We start from the raw sequence: 15208 nt of genomic DNA on the forward strand, positions 1-15208 counted from the left end.
CAGTCGCCGAAGTATGAAGTTAATTTTCTCTGCATTCTCTCCTCACTATCACAACGGAGAGACACTTATGATCGCAGTCCTTTTCGAAGCCAAAGCGGAGCCTCATCATCAGGCCCGCTACCTGCAACTCGCCGCCGAACTCAAACCTTTGCTGGCCGACATTGATGGTTTTATTGATATCGAACGCTTTCAGAGTTTGACCACCGACGGCAAAATCCTGTCCCTTTCCTGGTGGCGGGATGAAGAGGCCATCCGCAGCTGGAAGCAAAACGTCTTTCACCAGGCGGCGCAGGCCGAAGGGCGGGGATCCATTTTTGCGTACTATCGCATTCGCGTGGCACAGGTCGTGCGGGAATATAGTTCCGAAAACGGAGGGCGAGCGGCGTGCCTTTCCTGACCCAGTACAGCGACCATGCGAATCACCTTATTCTGCTGACGGATGATGATAAGCTGGCCGCAGAGATCACCGAACCCTGGGCGCCCCATGTTAAAAACGAACCAGCCTCCTGAGAACAGCGCGGCACTGGAACAGGCCATTGCGGCGGTGGCGGCGGCAATGGCCGATCCCTCGCGCGTGAAGATGCTCTGCACGCTGATGGACGGGCGGGCGTGGACCGCTACCGAACTCAGCACTGCGGCAGATGTTGCGCCGTCGACCGCCAGCGGGCATCTCGCCCGGCTGGTGGAGGGAAAGTTGATTACGTGTTTATCGCAAGGGCGGCACCGCTATTATCGCCTTGCCGGGCACGACGTCGCGGCGCTGGTCGAGCAGATGATGGGGCTCTCCTGGAGCCGCATTACGCCGCCGGAAACGTCTGCGCCAAAAGCCCTGCGTGAAGCCCGCACCTGCTATAACCATCTTGCCGGAACGGTGGCGGTTCAGATCTATGATTTTATGCAGGCGGAAGGCTGGCTGGAGGCTGACGGTTCCGCGCTCACCTTGTATGGCCGTGAGCAGTTTCTGAAACTCGGCATTCCATTAAATGCTCATCCCCGTCGCAAGGCCTGCTGCGCCTGCCTCGACTGGAGCGAGCGACGGTTTCATCTGGGGGGAGAAGCGGGTACGGCGCTGCTCACTTATCTGGAGAGTAAAGGCTGGATCCAGCGGGTGATGGGGTACAGGGAGGTAGTGGTGACGGCGTCGGGGAAAAGTGCCATTACCCGACATTTTAGCTTTAGCCGTTAAATTCCGCTGCGGGCTGATGCCCTCACCGCGGCCCTCTCCCACAGGGAGAGGGAGAGCCTCGTTTTCGCAATTCCTGCGCTTTCGTCCCTCGTTTCTTGATACTTACCCTGATAACTATTATCTTGACTGCGTGTGACGAGAGGGACTCCCTATGAGTGAAGAAGAACTGTTTAGCCGCAGGCCAATGGGTATGCGGATGGCGATGATCGTGCGTCAGTGGCGTGCGGTGATCGACGATGCCATTCTCGATACCGGGTTAACCCAGTCGAGCTGGACGGTGATGATGCAGCTTTTTCAACTTGGGGATAACGTCTCAATGAGTGAGCTGGCGGAGGTGCAGGGCATTGAACTGCCGCCGCTGATGCGCACGCTCACACAGCTGGAAAAACAGGGTTACCTGCTGCGCACCACATCGCCTTATGACAAGCGCATCCGGCTTCTGACGCTGACGCCTGAGGGAAAAGCCATTTTAAAAAGGCTTACTCAGGTGATTGAGACCTATCAGGCGCGGGTATCGCAAAATATCGCGCCGGAACATATCGAGATCTTCAGCGCCACCCTGAATCAAATCGCCTGTAATTTGCGGACAATCCGCGAAGAAGACAACAAGACCGAAAAATAATGACCCCTGAACAAAAGTTTGCCCGCTGGGTAAGGGTGAGTATTGCCTCTTTCCTGCTGATGTTTATCTATTTTGTCGTCGCGGATATCTGGATCCCGCTGACGCCGGACTCCACCGTGATGCGCGTGGTGACGCCGGTTTCTCCGCGCGTCTCCGGCTATGTGGCGGCCGTGCATGTGCACAACAACAGCCAGGTGAAGCGGGGCGATCTGCTGTTTGAACTCGACGACACGCCGTTTCGCAATAAAGTGGAAGCGGCGCAAATCGCGCTGGAGCAGGCTCGTCTTTCCAACCAGCAGCTGGACGCGCAGATTGCCGCCGCGCAGGCCAGCCTGAAAACCGCCGTGCTGACCGCGCGTAACGATAAAGTGACCTTCGAACGTTATCAGAAGCTGAGCACGTTACAGAACGTCGCGCAGGCGGATCTGGATAAAGTCCGGACCACCTGGCAGAGCAGCGAGCAGTCCGTCAGCACGATCCAGGCGAATATCCAGAACCTGCGTATTCAGCGCGGCGAGCGGGATGAACACCGCAACGTCACGCTGCAAAAATACCGCAACGCGCTGGATGAGGCGGAGCTGAATCTCGGCTGGACGAAGGTGTATGCTCAGGCAGACGGCACGGTCAGTAACCTGCAGTTAAGCCCCGGTTTTTATGCCTCCTCAGGCGCAGCGGCGCTGGCGCTGGTGAACAACCAGACCGACATCGTGGCCGATTTCCGCGAGAAAAGCCTGCGCCATACCCATCAGGGCACCGATGCCGCGGTGGTGTTTGACGCCTTTCCGGGACGCGTCTTCCGCGCCCACGTGACCAGCAGCGACGCGGGGATCCTCGCGGGTCAGGAGGCGGTGAACGGTCAGCTCTCCGAGCCGGAAACCTCGAACCGCTGGGTGCGTGACGCCCAACGCATGCGCATTCACGTCATGCTGGACGAGGCGCTGCCGAAGCCACTGCCGACCGGGGCGCGGGCGACTGTCCAGCTCTATAACAGTGAAGGGCCGTTTGCGCGCTTCTTCTCCGGGATGCAGATCCATCTGGTGAGCCTGCTGCATTATGTCTATTAATACGCTGGCGCGGGTGTTTACCCCGCACGGTAACATCGTCTACACGGCAAACGACTTTCGCCAGACTTTGCGCATCGTCTTTGCAGGGATGATTGCGCTGAGCATTTCCAGTTTCTACAACACCAGCTACGGCGTGTTTTTTGTGGTCTACCCGATCATGCTGCTCTCGCTGGTGCCGGTCTTCAACCGCCATGTGGCGAAGCAGTTTATCTTCAGTGCATCGCTGAACTGCGTTGAAATGGTGATTATCATCGGCTATCTGTCGCAATGGCCGGTCATCATGACGCTGGTGGTGTTTGCCCTGTACGTCATGCGTTTTCGCTTTATGAGCAAAGGGCCGCTGTTCCTGTTCGGGTCGATGGGCGTGGTGTGCCAGAGCGTGATGCTCAATTTTATGAGCTACCCCACCACCAACTGGCACACGCTGCTGTTTTCCAACATCGAAGCGAGCGTGATGGCGGTGTGCCTGAGCGCGCTGATGAACTATCTCCTGCCGGACGTGGAACCCCGCAAGCCGCCGCCATTGATTGAGAAAGACGATGCCCGCGTGCGCCATGAGTCGCTGCTCTCCGGCACCGTCGCGACGCTGATTTTCGTCGTTTTTCAAATCAGTGACTTAAGCGATTCCCTCTCGGCGCTGATGGCCGGGATTTTGATCCTGTTCCCGATGCACTATCGTGGCGCGGTGATGAGCTCCATCTGGCGCGTGGTCGGCGTGGTATTGGGCTGTCTTTATATCCTGGTTGTCCAGCTCATCCTCTACGACCACAGTAGCCATATGCTGCTCATGATGCCGCTGATTGGCCTTGGGCTGGCGTTTGGCGCACGTCTGCATGTGATGGAGAAAGTAGGCGCAGGCGTAGGATTTTCCAGTATTACCACCATCGGCATTATGTTCGGGCAGAACATGCATCCTGACAGCGACCTGGTGTTCAGCGATCTTTATCGCATCACCTCCGTCACGTTTTCGCTGGTGGCGACGCTGACGATGGTCTTTCTTGTGCATTTAATCCTGAATCGCTTCGAGGCGACGCGCTATATCATCGCGCCGCCCAAAGCGGATTAATGCCCCAGCACGGCAGGCAGCTGCGAGAGTAAAAACAGGATCAGGCCAATCGTCCCGCCCACCAGCGTACCGTTGACGCGGATAAACTGCAGATCTTTGCCGATATTCAGCTCGATCTGGCGGGACATGTCTTTAGCATCCCAGCTTTTCACCGTGTCGCTGATGTGGCGGGTCAGGAACGCGGCGAAATCCGGCGCGACGCGATGCGCGGCCTGCTCCAGATGCTCGTTCAGCGACGCCCGCAGGCTGGCATCGTTTGTCAGCGTTTCGCCAAACCACAGCCCGGCGTTGGCGATGCGCTGCTTCACGCGCGAGTCTTCACTTTGCATATCCGCCTTCAGCCACTGGCGCAGATCGGCCCACATTTCCCCCAGATAGCGGTTAAACGCCTCGTCATTTTTCAGGTAGTGCTTGATGTTGTCGGCTTTCGCCGCCATTTCCGGATCGTTTTTCAGGTTGTCGATAAGCTTCAGCGTGGCCCGGTCGAACGCCTGACGGATCTGGTGCGTGCGGTCGTGGCTGATATCGTCCAGCAACGTGTTCACCGCATTCGATACCATCTCTGCACTCTGATCGCCCAGCCACTCGGTGGGCAATACCATCGCTTTGCGGGGATGTTCGGTCTTCAGCCAGTGGACGATCTGGTCAGAGATAAATTCCCGCGTGCTGTCGCGCTGAATCAAGGTAATCAGGCGGTTGATGATGGCATCGAGCAGCACCTGGTGGCGGTTGTTTTTGGTCATGCTCTCCAGCATCACGGCGCTGGTTTCGGTGAAATCGACCTTATCGATGGCCTTATGCACCGCGCGTTTGAGCATCCGCTGAATGCGCCCGTCGTCGGTCAACTCAAGGAACCCGCTCATCACCTGCATCAGATGCAGCCCGACGCGCTGGGCGTTGTCAGGCTTGCTGAACCAGGCACCGATCATGTGCGCGGGTTCATAGCGGCGGATTAACGCTACCAGGGACTGGGTATCCAGAAACTTCTCCTGCACAAACTGGCCAAGATTGTCGCCGATACGGTCTTTATTGCGCGGGATAATCGCCGTATGGCGCGCGATAAACGGAATGGGGACCCGGCGAAAAAGCGCAACGACGGCGAACCAGTCCGCCAGTGCGCCGACCATCGCCGCCTCGGCAATCGCCTTTACCCCGCGCACCCAGAAAGTCTGCGGCAGGAACAGAGTGAAGATAAACGCCGCGGCGGCAACCAGCAGCAGCGACAGCGCGAGAAGCTTAGCGCGTTTGAGTTCAGCTATTTTTTCCATGGGTTAAGGATAGAGGGAGACGGGAAGAAAATGCAAAAATCGCCACAGCACCCACCCACCAAACCCCATCAGCACCACGCCCGCCGTGCGTTCAATCCACCCGAGCGCACGGCTGAGCTTCTGTTGCACCGCTCGCAACCCCATTAGCGACACCAGCGCCAGATCCCACACCAGCACCACCATCACCATCCAGACGCCGCAGGTTGCCTGCTGAAGCAGCGTGACGTCTGGCCCCAGTAACGCCGTCATCAGCGCCAGATAGAACAGCGCGTTCTTCGGATTAAGCAGTGCCGAGCCGAGCCCCAGCAGGATTTGCTTACGCAATGCGGGAAGCCGCTGATGAGTTTCATTCAGCGCCAGCGTCTGCGGGCGGCTGCGCACCAGGTGCGAGCCAATCCACAGCAGGTACAGCGCCCCGGACAGTTCGATTAGCGTAAACAGCCACGTAAACTGGCGCAGGGCGCTCCAGCCGACAATCACCAGAACAATATAGAGCGCATTACCCGCGGCGATGCCGAGGCACAGCCCGGCGCTGCCGCGCAGTCGGTAGCGCGCCGCGTAGCCCACAAGCAAGAAGAAATCCGGACCCGGGCTTAACAGCGCAACAAAATGCGCCAGCGCCAGGGCGAGAAAAGCGGAAGGGAAGAACAGTTCCATAGTGACCTCATAGCCGTAACTGAGATCACCTTACGGTGTTACGTATCCTGATTATTGTCTGATATTGATCGTCCTGTGGCGTACTGGCGCGGCGTAGCGGCGCTATAGCGAACGAAGGTCTTATGGAAATGGCTCTGATCGGCAAACCCACTCTGGTAGCTCACGTCGGCAATATCATCCCCGGCGCGCAGCCGTGCTTTGGCGTATTCCACGCGGGAGATATTAAGGAAGCTGCCCGGCGTCAGCCCGGTGTCCTGCCGGAAGGTACGAATCAGCGTCTCCTTGCGTAGCGAGAAGCGTTGAGCAAGTTCATCAAGCGAAGGCGGTGCAGCCAGATCGGCAAGAAGTGCCTGCTGAATATGCTGGCTGGTTGAACGCAGCGCATCAGGGTTATCCGCACGGTGGGGAAGGACAGAAAGCAGCCTGTCCACGGATGCAGGCGACATTGTCTCAACAATATCAAGGAAGTGCTTAAAGAACGTAGCGTTACGGATCACCTGGAGCGCCAGAGGACGATCGGTGTCGATATAGAGCATATGGTAGCTGCGCGCTTGCCCGGCGATGGGGTTGCAGCTGTGCGGCGCATAAGCCGGGATCACAATCAGATCCCCGGGATGAAGGATGTACTCCCTGTCATGGCACACGCAGCAGGTCTGGCCTTCCACAATCGCGCCAAGAGAGAGTTGGGTATGACAATGACGTTTGTAGGCCTGCGTGCTCTGCCATGTGCTGCGCAGCTCAATGCCTGAGGCGCGGTGAAAAGTCTGGAGGATGTGTCGGGTATCGGTCATGGGAACTCCTTCTGGACATTTTTTATACCACGTCAGGGAACCGTCTGGCAGCGCTTCATTAGGAACCGTCCGGATATACCCAACTTTACGTCCATAGCCAGTCATGTTGACTACCCTTAATACCCTAAGCGGTAAAACATGGAGATTCGAAATGGCTTATCAGACAGTAAATCCTGCCACTAACCAGCTCATCAAAGAATACCCCTCACATACCGACGCGGATATTGAAGCGGCCCTGAAGGCGGCTGATGCGCTTTACCATTCTGACTGGGCGAAAGGCGACATCAACCAGCGTCTCCCGGTGTTGCATAAGCTTGCCGACCTGATCGACGAGCGCGTGGACGATCTGGCGAAAATCGCCAGTCAGGAGATGGGTAAGCTCATCGAGCAGAGCCGCGGCGAGGTGAAGCTGTGCGCACAAATCGCCCGCTACTACGCCGACAATGCGAAGCAGTTCCTGGCGCCGGTGAAGTATCCCTCTGAACTTGGGGAAGCGTGGGTGGAGCATCACCCCATCGGCGTACTGATGGCCGTTGAGCCGTGGAACTTCCCGTACTACCAGCTGATGCGCGTTCTGGCGCCGAACCTGGCGGCGGGGAACCCGGTCATCGCCAAACACGCCAGCATTGTACCGCACTGCGCTGAGACCTTTGCCCATCTGGTACGCGAGGCGGGTGCGCCGGAAGGGGCGTGGACCAACCTGTTTATCTCGTCCGACCAGGTGGCGAACATCATCGCTGACGATCGCGTCCAGGGTGCCGCGCTGACCGGTTCCGAAAAAGCCGGTAGCGTCGTGGCCGCACAGGCGGCGAAGCACATCAAGAAATCCACGCTGGAATTGGGCGGTAACGACGTCTTCGTGGTGCTGGATGACGCCGACCTCGAAAAAGCGGTGAAGACGGGGGTCAGTGCGCGCCTCAACAACGCCGGGCAGGTCTGTACCGCGGCGAAGCGCTTTATCCTGCATGAAAAGATTGCGGATGCCTTCCTGACTAAATTCACCGAGGCGTTTAAGCAGGTGAAGATTGGCGATCCGCTGGACGAAAGCACCACGCTGGGACCGCTGTCGTCTAAAGATGCGCTGGAAACGCTGACCAAACAGGTTAACGAGGCGGTGAAAAACGGTGCGACGCTGCACTATGGCGGTAAACCTGTTCAGCGTGACGGCAGCTTCTTCGAGCCGACGATTCTGACGAATATCTCTCGCGACAACCCGGCGTATTTCGAGGAGTTCTTCGGTCCGGTGGCCCAGATGTATGTGGTGAAAAACGACGACGAGGCCGTCGCCCTGGCGAACGATTCACACTATGGCCTGGGTGGGGCGGTATTCAGTCAGGATATCGAGCGCGCGAAGAAAATGGCGTCGCGGATTGAGACCGGGATGGTGTACATCAACTGGCTCACCGATACCGCGCCAGAGCTGCCGTTCGGCGGCGTGAAGCGCTCCGGTTATGGACGCGAGCTGTCGGATCTGGGGATCAAAGAGTTTGTGAACCAGAAGCTGGTGGTGGTGCGTAAATAACGTCATCGCCTTTCTTCCCGGGTGGCGCTGCGCTTACCCGGCCTACAAAACCCGTAGGCCCGTGCAAGCGTAGCGCCGCCGGGCGAAACGCGCAATACAGCCTTAGAAGGACACACCACCGCCCACGTATGCGCCGTCAATCAGCGTGTGGCCAGGACGACCGTCTTTGCCATCAACGCTCACGTGGCGGTAACCCACTTTCAGGGTCAGCGGCGTGACAGGCGTCCAGCTTACGCCGCCGTTGGCTTCCACGTAGTTTTTCACGCTGTTGTTCAGGCCTTCAGGCGCAACGTAACCTTCGCCATAGACATGGATGCTGTCAGTCAGCGCAACGTTTACGCCGCCACCAATCGGGAACGCCACGCCGTTATCGCCTTTTTTCGGGCCGATGTAGATCGCCTTCGCGCCTGCGTTCAGCATGACCGGGCCCACTTCCAGGTTGTAGCCTGCGCCTACGCCACCGGTCTGGGTACCGTCATCGGTGTTTTTGAGCCAGTTGCTTTCGGCGTACAGGCCGGATGAGGATTTGCCCATTTCCAGATTGAGGTTAGTAAAGTTTTTACCCTGCTCAACGCTACCGCCCATGGCCAGTGCGGAACCAGAGAGGGCGGTCAGTGCAGAAAGAAGAAGGATATTCAGTTTTTTCATGTTTCGTGCCTCATCATCAAATTAATCTGGAGGCACCATAACAAGCGATGTTTATGACTGCAAATGTGATGCAAGTCGCTGTTTTATGCTGGTTTTGTTAAATTTAATTTATTTAATGTTGCGTTTTTGTTTGATTGAACGGGAGTCAACGCGTGATTTTCAGGCGTTTAGAAGCCGTTTAGTTTTTTGACTAAATATAAACTGAACGAGGACGGGATAGTGACTGGAGGTGTAATAATGGAGTTTCTAGAAATTCCCAAAAATATTTCAAAAATCACATAAAACAACAAAGATTTACACTTATGGTGGTGAAAACACGTCCTCTCGCGCAGGCGCCTTTCCCTGCGATGTCATTTTTCTGACACGTTTGTTCATTACGTTGTTGGCTTCTCTTACTGGATGCTAACAATATGAAAAGAAAAATCATTCCTGTGCTGGTTGGTTGTGCGTTCTCTTTCTCTGGCCTGGCGGCACAGCCCACGGCTGAACGCTATGTCGTCAGCTTACCTGAAGGCTCACACGTCAACTACAGCGGCGCGTTCGCCAGCGCATTTCCGAACGGACTCCCGGTGGGCATTGGCTCTGGCCTGCTGTTTACGGGTAAGCAGGGCGATGCTCTGACCTTTGCAACCGTGACCGATCGCGGTCCAAACGCCGATGCGCCAAAAATGGGTAAAAATGAAGCCAAAATTTTTGTCACGCCGGATTTCGCGCCGCTGCTGATGACCATCCGCGTGCAGAACGGTAAAGCAGAAGCGACGGATGCCCGCCCGCTGCATGACGATAAAGGCGAGATTAACGGTCTGCCGCTGCAAAGCGGCGTGATTGGATCCACCAATGAGGTGGCGTTTAGCGACACTCTCAAGACGCTGAAGGGTGACAACCGCGGGCTGGATACGGAAGGCATCACGCCGGATGGCAAAGGCGGCTACTGGCTGTGCGACGAGTATGGCCCGTTTCTGATTAACGTCGACAGTAAAGGGAAAATCCTGGCGATCCACGGCCCGCAGGCGGCGGAAGGGGAAAAGTCGATCGCGGGCGGTCTGCCAAACGTTATCAAATGGCGTCAACCGAACCGGGGCTTTGAAGGCCTGACCCGTATGCCGGACGGGCGCATTATCGCCGCGGTACAAAGTACGCTGGATATCGACGGTAAAAGCAAAAAGCAGGCGCTGTTTACGCGTCTCGTGAGCTTCGACCCGGCGACCGGCAAAACAGCGATGTACGGCTACCCTATCGACAGCGCGGCCTACAGCAAAAACAGTGATGCCAAAATCGGTGACATCGTGGCGCTTGATGACCAGCATATCCTGCTGATTGAGCAGGGCAGCGATAAAAATGACGGGATGCGTAACCTTATCTACAAGGTGGACCTCAGCAAGGCGAGCGACCTGAGCGCCTTTGACAAGCCGGGCGAGTACCCGGAGTTTGATGATGAGAAAACCCTGAAGCAGCGCGGCATTACCCTTGCGGCAAAAACGCAGGTCGTTGATTTGCGCGCGCTGGGCTGGCAGCAGGAGAAGGCCGAAGGGCTGGCGCTGATCGACAGCAAACGGCTTGCCGTGGCGAACGATAATGACTTTGGCGTGAAGGTGGCGATGCAAAATCCGGTCGAGGGCAAGAAGCTCAAGGATTATCGGGTGAACGCGGAAGGCAAGCTGACGCTGGATGATAAACCGGTTGAAACCACGCTTAGCGTGAAGCCGCTGAAGAAGCCGGAGTCGGATAGTGAGCTGTGGATTGTGATGCTGCCGGAGGCGTTGAAATAAGTTTAAGCACCCCTCACCCCACAGGGGAGAGGGGAAGCAGGGCGGTTATTTTTTCAGATCTGCAAACGCCGCGCGAATCTCTTCCTCCGGCAGCTGTATGCCAATAAATACCATTACGCTACGCGGCGCTTCATCGCCCCACGGGCGATCCCAGTCGGCGCTGTATAAGCGCTGCACGCCCTGGAACAGCAGGCGGTTCGGTTCGCCGTCGATCCACAGCATCCCTTTGTAGCGCAGCAGTTTGTCGGCAAATGACAGCAGGAGGTTCTCCATCACGCGGGAGACCTCGCTGATATCCACCGGGTAATCCAGCTCCACCACAATCGACGTCACGTCGTTTTGCTTGTCTCCCATAAAGTGGAAACGCGGTTTCGTGGTGACGTTCTCTTCCAGCATAAAGCCGTTGGTGTTGAACAGCTGTGAGAGGTCGATATCGCCGTGCGTCACGGTGTAAATCGGCGCGCGGGAGTTAATGCGGGTCAGACGTTCACGCAGTTTCTCGCTGTCACCCGCCACGTCGGTTTTGGTCAGCAGGATGCGGTCAGCGTAGCCCACCTGAGACTGGGCGATGGTGAACTGGTTCATCTGATCGTTGGCGTGAACCGCATCGACCAGGGCGATGACGCCGTCCAGCAGGTAGCGCTGGCAAAGAATGTCATGGGAGAAAAAGGTCTGAATAATCGGGCCGGGGTCGGCCATGCCGGTGCATTCAATCACCAGGCGGTCGAAGTCGATTTCACCGCGATCGCGGCTGTCGAGCAGATCCAGCAGGGCGTCTTCCAGCTCGTTTGAGCGGGTACAGCAGATGCAGCCGTTGGTCAGGGTTTTGATCTGCGTGGCGCGATCGCCAATCAATTGATCGTCCACGGAGACTTCGCCGAATTCGTTTTCGATGACGGCGATCCTGAAGCCGTGCTGCTCGTTCAGGATGTGGCGCAGCAGGGTGGTTTTACCGGCGCCGAGGAAACCGGTCAGCAGGGTGACGGCAATCGGGGTCATGTTCTCTCCTTTAGCAGCAGCGGACGCCGCCTTCTCCACTTCCACCGTAGCGTGCTTCCTGACGCTCGCGGAAGAATTCAGTGTAGGTCATGTACGGTTTATCCGGATGGTTGGTCTTCATATGCTCAACGTAGTTGTCATAGTCCGGAATACCAATCAGCATTTTTGCCGCCTGACCGAGGTATTTTTTCGCTTCGCCTAAGTTACCAAACATAATGCATCCTGATAAGACAAAGCCCGGTGGCGCTACGCTTACCGGGCCTACAGTACCGTTGTAGGGCGGGTCAGCGTAGCGCCACCCGCCATTTTTTTTAATGGTGTGAAGAGGTCTTCACGCCGCCTTCCGGCACCGGCACGTACGGCGTTTCTTTATCCGTACGGCCTTCGGCGTTACGCACTTTCAGCCAGGTTTTGATACCGTAGAAAATGATGCTGTACACCACCACCAGGAACAGAATGCTCAGACCTGCGTTGGTGTAGTTGTTCACCACGATATGGTTCATGTTGGCAATCTGCTGCGCGGTCAGATCTGCGCCGCCTGCGGCAATCTTCTCTTTGTACTGGTTCGCCATGAAGAAGAAGCCTTCCAGCTGCGGGTTGGTGCTGAACAGCTTCAGGCCCAGCGCCCAGGTAGTGCAGAGCAGCAGCCACAGTGCAGGAATGACGGTCACCCAGATGTATTTGGTGCGTTTCATTTTCACCAGTACGACGGTGCCAAGTACCAGAGCCACAGCGGCCAGCATCTGGTTAGAGATACCGAACAGCGGCCACAGGCTCTTCACGCCGCCGAGTGGATCAACCACGCCCTGATACAGCAGGTAACCCCACAGGCCTACGCAACCCGCAGTGCCGAGCACACCCGCCACCAGAGAGTCGGTTTTCTTCAGGAACGGCACGAAGTTACCCAGCAGGTCCTGCAGCATGAAGCGGCCCGCACGGGTACCGGCATCCAGCGCGGTGAGGATAAACAGCGCTTCAAACAGAATACCGAAGTGGTACCAGAAGCCCATGTCTGCCCACGGCAGCACTTTATGGAACACATGCGCAATACCGACAGCCAGGGTCGGTGCGCCACCTGCGCGGTTCAGCACGGACGGTTCGCCGATGTCTTTCGCGGTCTGCATGATCTGCTCAGGGGAGATCACGAAGCCCCAGGAGCTGACGGTCGCTGCCGCGTGGGCGCTGGCATCCTTCAGCTGTGCCATGATCAGCGCGGTATTTTCGCCGCCCATCTCATGCAGGTTTGGCATGGTGATGCCCAGACCCGCAGGCGGGGTGTTCATTGCGAAGTACAGGCCCGGTTCGATGATAGACGCCGCAACCAGCGCCATGATCGCCACGAAGGATTCCATCAGCATCGCGCCGTAACCGATAAAGCGCGCGTCGGTTTCGTTGGCCATCAGCTTCGGCGTGGTGCCGGAGGAGATCAGCGCGTGGAAGCCAGACACGGCACCACAGGCGATGGTGATAAACAGGAACGGGAACAGCGCGCCTTTCCACAGTGGGCCGGTGCCGTCAATGTACTGAGTCACCGCCGGCATTTTCAGCTCAGGGTTGATGATTACAATCCCGATAGCCAGCCCGACGATAACCCCGATTTTCAGGAAGGTCGCGAGGTAATCACGTGGTGCCAGAATCAGCCATACCGGCAGCAGGGCGGATACAAACGCGTAACCAATCAGCGCGAAGGTGATGGTGGTGTCCTTAAAGGTCAGCGCCGGGCCCCAGTACGGGTCATGCGCAATGACGCCGCCAAAGTAGATAGAGGCAACCAGCAGCACGATACCAATCACGGAGACTTCGCCCACGCGCCCCGGGCGCAGGAAGCGCATGTAAATGCCCATGAACAGCGCAATCGGTACGGTAGAGCAGACGGTAAACACGCCCCACGGACTTTCGGCCAGCGCTTTTACGACGATCAGCGCCAGCACCGCGAGGATAATGATCATAATCAGGAAACAACCGAACAGGGCAATGGTGCCCGGCACGCGACCCATCTCTTCTTTGATCATCTCACCCAGCGACGAACCGTTACGGCGTGAGGAGATAAACAGCACCATAAAGTCCTGCACCGCGCCCGCCAGCACCACGCCCGCCAGCAGCCAGAGCGTACCCGGCAGGTAGCCCATCTGCGCGGCCAGTACCGGGCCGACCAGCGGGCCAGCGCCTGCAATGGCGGCAAAGTGGTGACCAAACAGCACGTAGCGGTTGGTTGGCACGTAGTTCAGGCCGTCATTGTTAATGACCGCCGGCGTGGCGCGCGTTGGGTCGAGCTTCATGACCTTCTGCGCGATGTATAAGCTGTAGTAGCGATAAGCCACAAGATAGACGGAAACGGACGCGACGACGATCCACAGGGCGCTGACGTGTTCGCCCCGGCGTAATGCGACAACCGCCAGACAGAAAGCACCGAGGATCCCGAGTAAGGCCCAGGGCACGTGCTTAAGTAGTTTTTTAGTATCCATAGTAAGACCTGGTTTTTTATGTAAAGAAAAAAGGGTCAAGGTTCGTTGTGAGGAGGTATTGAGTAATGCTGGAGCGATCGTGCCAGATCCTCGCGCGTGTAAAGGTGGGTAAATGAATGAGTGGTTGAAAGTGACGGGTGAGCGGTCAAAGGAAGCAGCGAGTGGTTAAGGCTCGCCGCCGCGGGAGGAAATTATGTGATTGAGATCACGTGGTTATCCGGGCTGCGCGCCATCGCCAGATAGTTTTCCAGCGTTTTAACCAGTTTCTCCTTCAGCCAGTTCGGCTCCAGGATTTGAATATTCGGCAGCCAGTAGAACAGCAGCGGCAGGATCTGGTTCTCGTGTGCCGCCCGGCAGCGCAGCGTGATACCGCCGCGTTGTTCTTCCAGCAGCTCTTGTTCCGGCAGAAGATCCCGGCGCAGGAAGTAATGTGAAATATTATCTTTAATGAATATTTTCACTGTGAAAGTATCTTCAGACACCCACGGATCGAGGCTTTTTTCCAGGAGCGCGCGGACATTCTCTTCAGGGGTAAAAAGGGTTTTCTGAATATCAAACCAGCGAATCTGACTCAATGAAAAGGATTTAAGCCGACTATTTTCGGTAGCTTGTAAATACCATATATTTTTTTTGTTAATGAGTTTATAGGGATTAATCAGGCGGGTTTTACCCTTATAAACGATCTGGCAAACATTATGGTTATTAATAGATTTCTCAATTTTCGCTAAATGACGGCTGATATCACGTTGTACCGTGTGCTCTGCGTCGTTACCAAGGATAAGAATATGATTTTCGTCAACGCGTGTTTCCAGCTTTTGCCAGAATTCCGTATTTCTTTCAGGGAAAAAGTTATCTGCATTCAGGAAGTTAGCCAGTGTGTGATGTAACCCTTGTCCGCCGGGAGATTGTGCGGAATGGATCAGCCGATATAGCCCGTTACCGGTATGTTCAACGATAGGAGAGAGCGCATTTAAATCCCGGTAGACGGTACGCTCGGTAATTTTAAATTTGGTCATTAGCGCACTGCGGTTTACCACACCGTTTAAATGTAGCTCAACCAGAATATCGACCAGACGTTCAGCCGAGCGGCTCCGCGTCGTTTTAGCCATAAGGTAATCCTGTATATTAGGTATGCGCTGAATGAAGCGGGA

At 56.4% G+C, this 15208-nt stretch carries 15 protein-coding genes and 1 pseudogene; 8 read left to right on the top strand and 8 right to left on the bottom strand.

Annotation, left to right across the window (positions count from 1 at the left end; genetic code table 11):
• Positions 1–67: 67 nt before the first annotated feature.
• The 6 genes and pseudogenes from G0034_RS02810 (at position 68) to G0034_RS02830 (ending at position 3938) form a co-directional block, all read left to right on the top strand.
• Positions 68–397, top strand: a complete 330-nt coding sequence (locus G0034_RS02810; RefSeq protein ID WP_179120498.1) for an antibiotic biosynthesis monooxygenase family protein — start codon at positions 68–70, stop codon at positions 395–397.
• Positions 376–510, top strand: a pseudogene (locus G0034_RS23255) (amino acid-binding protein); the annotation flags it as partial. The gene G0034_RS02810 and the pseudogene G0034_RS23255, both read left to right, overlap by 22 nt.
• The gene (locus G0034_RS02815) at positions 485–1186 is read left to right on the top strand and encodes an ArsR/SmtB family transcription factor (protein WP_179120499.1); all 702 of its coding nucleotides are present in this window, start codon (positions 485–487) and stop codon (positions 1184–1186) included. The pseudogene G0034_RS23255 and the gene G0034_RS02815, both read left to right, overlap by 26 nt.
• A gap of 151 nt (positions 1187–1337) precedes the next feature.
• On the top strand, positions 1338–1808 hold the full coding sequence (locus tag G0034_RS02820) for a MarR family winged helix-turn-helix transcriptional regulator (RefSeq protein WP_014882398.1): 471 nt from the start codon (positions 1338–1340) through the stop codon (positions 1806–1808).
• Complete coding sequence (locus G0034_RS02825; RefSeq protein WP_179121306.1) at positions 1805–2872, top strand: HlyD family secretion protein; 1068 nt, start codon at positions 1805–1807, stop codon at positions 2870–2872. The genes G0034_RS02820 and G0034_RS02825 overlap by 4 nt, the downstream gene beginning before the upstream one ends.
• The gene (locus tag G0034_RS02830; protein ID WP_014882400.1) at positions 2862–3938 is read left to right on the top strand and encodes a DUF2955 domain-containing protein; all 1077 of its coding nucleotides are present in this window, start codon (positions 2862–2864) and stop codon (positions 3936–3938) included. Before G0034_RS02825 ends, G0034_RS02830 begins: the two co-directional genes overlap by 11 nt.
• Here the strand turns inward: G0034_RS02830 and G0034_RS02835 are convergent.
• Genes G0034_RS02835 through G0034_RS02845 form a run of 3 tightly spaced genes read right to left on the bottom strand, consistent with a single transcriptional unit; the run spans position 3935 to position 6654 of the window.
• Positions 3935–5206, bottom strand: coding sequence for a DUF445 domain-containing protein (locus G0034_RS02835; RefSeq protein WP_014882401.1), 1272 nt, complete (start codon positions 5204–5206; stop codon positions 3935–3937). The two genes, G0034_RS02830 and G0034_RS02835, sit on opposite strands and share 4 nt — an antisense overlap.
• A gap of 3 nt (positions 5207–5209) precedes the next feature.
• Positions 5210–5863: a LysE family translocator gene (locus G0034_RS02840; RefSeq protein ID WP_014882402.1), complete on the bottom strand. Its 654-nt coding sequence runs from the start codon at positions 5861–5863 to the stop codon at positions 5210–5212.
• Positions 5864–5901: 38 nt separating this feature from the next.
• Positions 5902–6654: a helix-turn-helix domain-containing protein gene (locus tag G0034_RS02845; RefSeq protein WP_045268934.1), complete on the bottom strand. Its 753-nt coding sequence runs from the start codon at positions 6652–6654 to the stop codon at positions 5902–5904.
• A gap of 151 nt (positions 6655–6805) precedes the next feature.
• Here G0034_RS02845 and G0034_RS02850 point away from each other — a divergent pair, with 151 nt between their 5' ends.
• A complete protein-coding gene (locus tag G0034_RS02850; RefSeq protein ID WP_023331941.1) occupies positions 6806–8176 on the top strand; it encodes an NAD-dependent succinate-semialdehyde dehydrogenase in 1371 nt (456 codons plus the stop codon).
• Between the two features lie 102 nt (positions 8177–8278).
• Here the strand turns inward: G0034_RS02850 and G0034_RS02855 are convergent, their stop codons facing one another.
• On the bottom strand, positions 8279–8824 hold the full coding sequence (locus tag G0034_RS02855; protein ID WP_023331942.1) for a YfaZ family outer membrane protein: 546 nt from the start codon (positions 8822–8824) through the stop codon (positions 8279–8281).
• 410 nt (positions 8825–9234) lie between these two features.
• Here G0034_RS02855 and G0034_RS02860 point away from each other — a divergent pair, with 410 nt between their 5' ends.
• On the top strand, positions 9235–10593 hold the full coding sequence (locus G0034_RS02860; RefSeq protein ID WP_063666880.1) for an esterase-like activity of phytase family protein: 1359 nt from the start codon (positions 9235–9237) through the stop codon (positions 10591–10593).
• A 45-nt stretch (positions 10594–10638) separates the two neighbouring features.
• Here G0034_RS02860 and yjiA read toward each other — a convergent pair whose 3' ends face one another.
• From yjiA to G0034_RS02880, 4 genes are all read right to left on the bottom strand, one after another.
• Positions 10639–11592, bottom strand: a complete 954-nt coding sequence (gene yjiA, locus G0034_RS02865; RefSeq protein WP_023331944.1) for a GTPase — start codon at positions 11590–11592, stop codon at positions 10639–10641.
• A gap of 10 nt (positions 11593–11602) precedes the next feature.
• Complete coding sequence (locus tag G0034_RS02870) at positions 11603–11806, bottom strand: YbdD/YjiX family protein (RefSeq protein WP_003856610.1); 204 nt, start codon at positions 11804–11806, stop codon at positions 11603–11605.
• 97 nt (positions 11807–11903) lie between these two features.
• Positions 11904–14057 carry a carbon starvation CstA family protein gene (locus tag G0034_RS02875; RefSeq protein WP_014882408.1) on the bottom strand — a complete coding sequence of 718 codons (2154 nt, stop codon included), beginning with the start codon at positions 14055–14057 and terminating at the stop codon, positions 11904–11906.
• A 191-nt stretch (positions 14058–14248) separates the two neighbouring features.
• Positions 14249–15166, bottom strand: a complete 918-nt coding sequence (locus G0034_RS02880) for a helix-turn-helix transcriptional regulator (RefSeq protein WP_023338986.1) — start codon at positions 15164–15166, stop codon at positions 14249–14251.
• Between the last annotated feature and the right edge of the window lie 42 nt (positions 15167–15208).

Source organism: Enterobacter sp. T2 (genome assembly GCF_010692925.1).
Classification (GTDB): Bacteria; Pseudomonadota; Gammaproteobacteria; order Enterobacterales; family Enterobacteriaceae; genus Enterobacter; species Enterobacter kobei.

What these genes read in the sequence shown, in the direction of transcription:
- G0034_RS02810 (WP_179120498.1), top strand. Translation starts at nt 68, where the DNA reads ATGATCGCAGTCCTTTTCGAAGCCAAAGCGGAGCCTCATCATCAGGCC.
- G0034_RS02815 (WP_179120499.1), top strand. Translation starts at nt 485, where the DNA reads ATGTTAAAAACGAACCAGCCTCCTGAGAACAGCGCGGCACTGGAACAG.
- G0034_RS02820 (WP_014882398.1), top strand. Translation starts at nt 1,338, where the DNA reads ATGAGTGAAGAAGAACTGTTTAGCCGCAGGCCAATGGGTATGCGGATG.
- G0034_RS02830 (WP_014882400.1), top strand. Translation starts at nt 2,862, where the DNA reads ATGTCTATTAATACGCTGGCGCGGGTGTTTACCCCGCACGGTAACATC.
- G0034_RS02835 (WP_014882401.1), bottom strand. Translation starts at nt 5,206, where the DNA reads ATGGAAAAAATAGCTGAACTCAAACGCGCTAAGCTTCTCGCGCTGTCG.
- G0034_RS02840 (WP_014882402.1), bottom strand. Translation starts at nt 5,863, where the DNA reads ATGGAACTGTTCTTCCCTTCCGCTTTTCTCGCCCTGGCGCTGGCGCAT.
- G0034_RS02845 (WP_045268934.1), bottom strand. Translation starts at nt 6,654, where the DNA reads ATGACCGATACCCGACACATCCTCCAGACTTTTCACCGCGCCTCAGGC.
- G0034_RS02850 (WP_023331941.1), top strand. Translation starts at nt 6,806, where the DNA reads ATGGCTTATCAGACAGTAAATCCTGCCACTAACCAGCTCATCAAAGAA.
- G0034_RS02855 (WP_023331942.1), bottom strand. Translation starts at nt 8,824, where the DNA reads ATGAAAAAACTGAATATCCTTCTTCTTTCTGCACTGACCGCCCTCTCT.
- G0034_RS02860 (WP_063666880.1), top strand. Translation starts at nt 9,235, where the DNA reads ATGAAAAGAAAAATCATTCCTGTGCTGGTTGGTTGTGCGTTCTCTTTC.
- yjiA (WP_023331944.1), bottom strand. Translation starts at nt 11,592, where the DNA reads ATGACCCCGATTGCCGTCACCCTGCTGACCGGTTTCCTCGGCGCCGGT.
- G0034_RS02870 (WP_003856610.1), bottom strand. Translation starts at nt 11,806, where the DNA reads ATGTTTGGTAACTTAGGCGAAGCGAAAAAATACCTCGGTCAGGCGGCA.
- G0034_RS02875 (WP_014882408.1), bottom strand. Translation starts at nt 14,057, where the DNA reads ATGGATACTAAAAAACTACTTAAGCACGTGCCCTGGGCCTTACTCGGG.
- G0034_RS02880 (WP_023338986.1), bottom strand. Translation starts at nt 15,166, where the DNA reads ATGGCTAAAACGACGCGGAGCCGCTCGGCTGAACGTCTGGTCGATATT.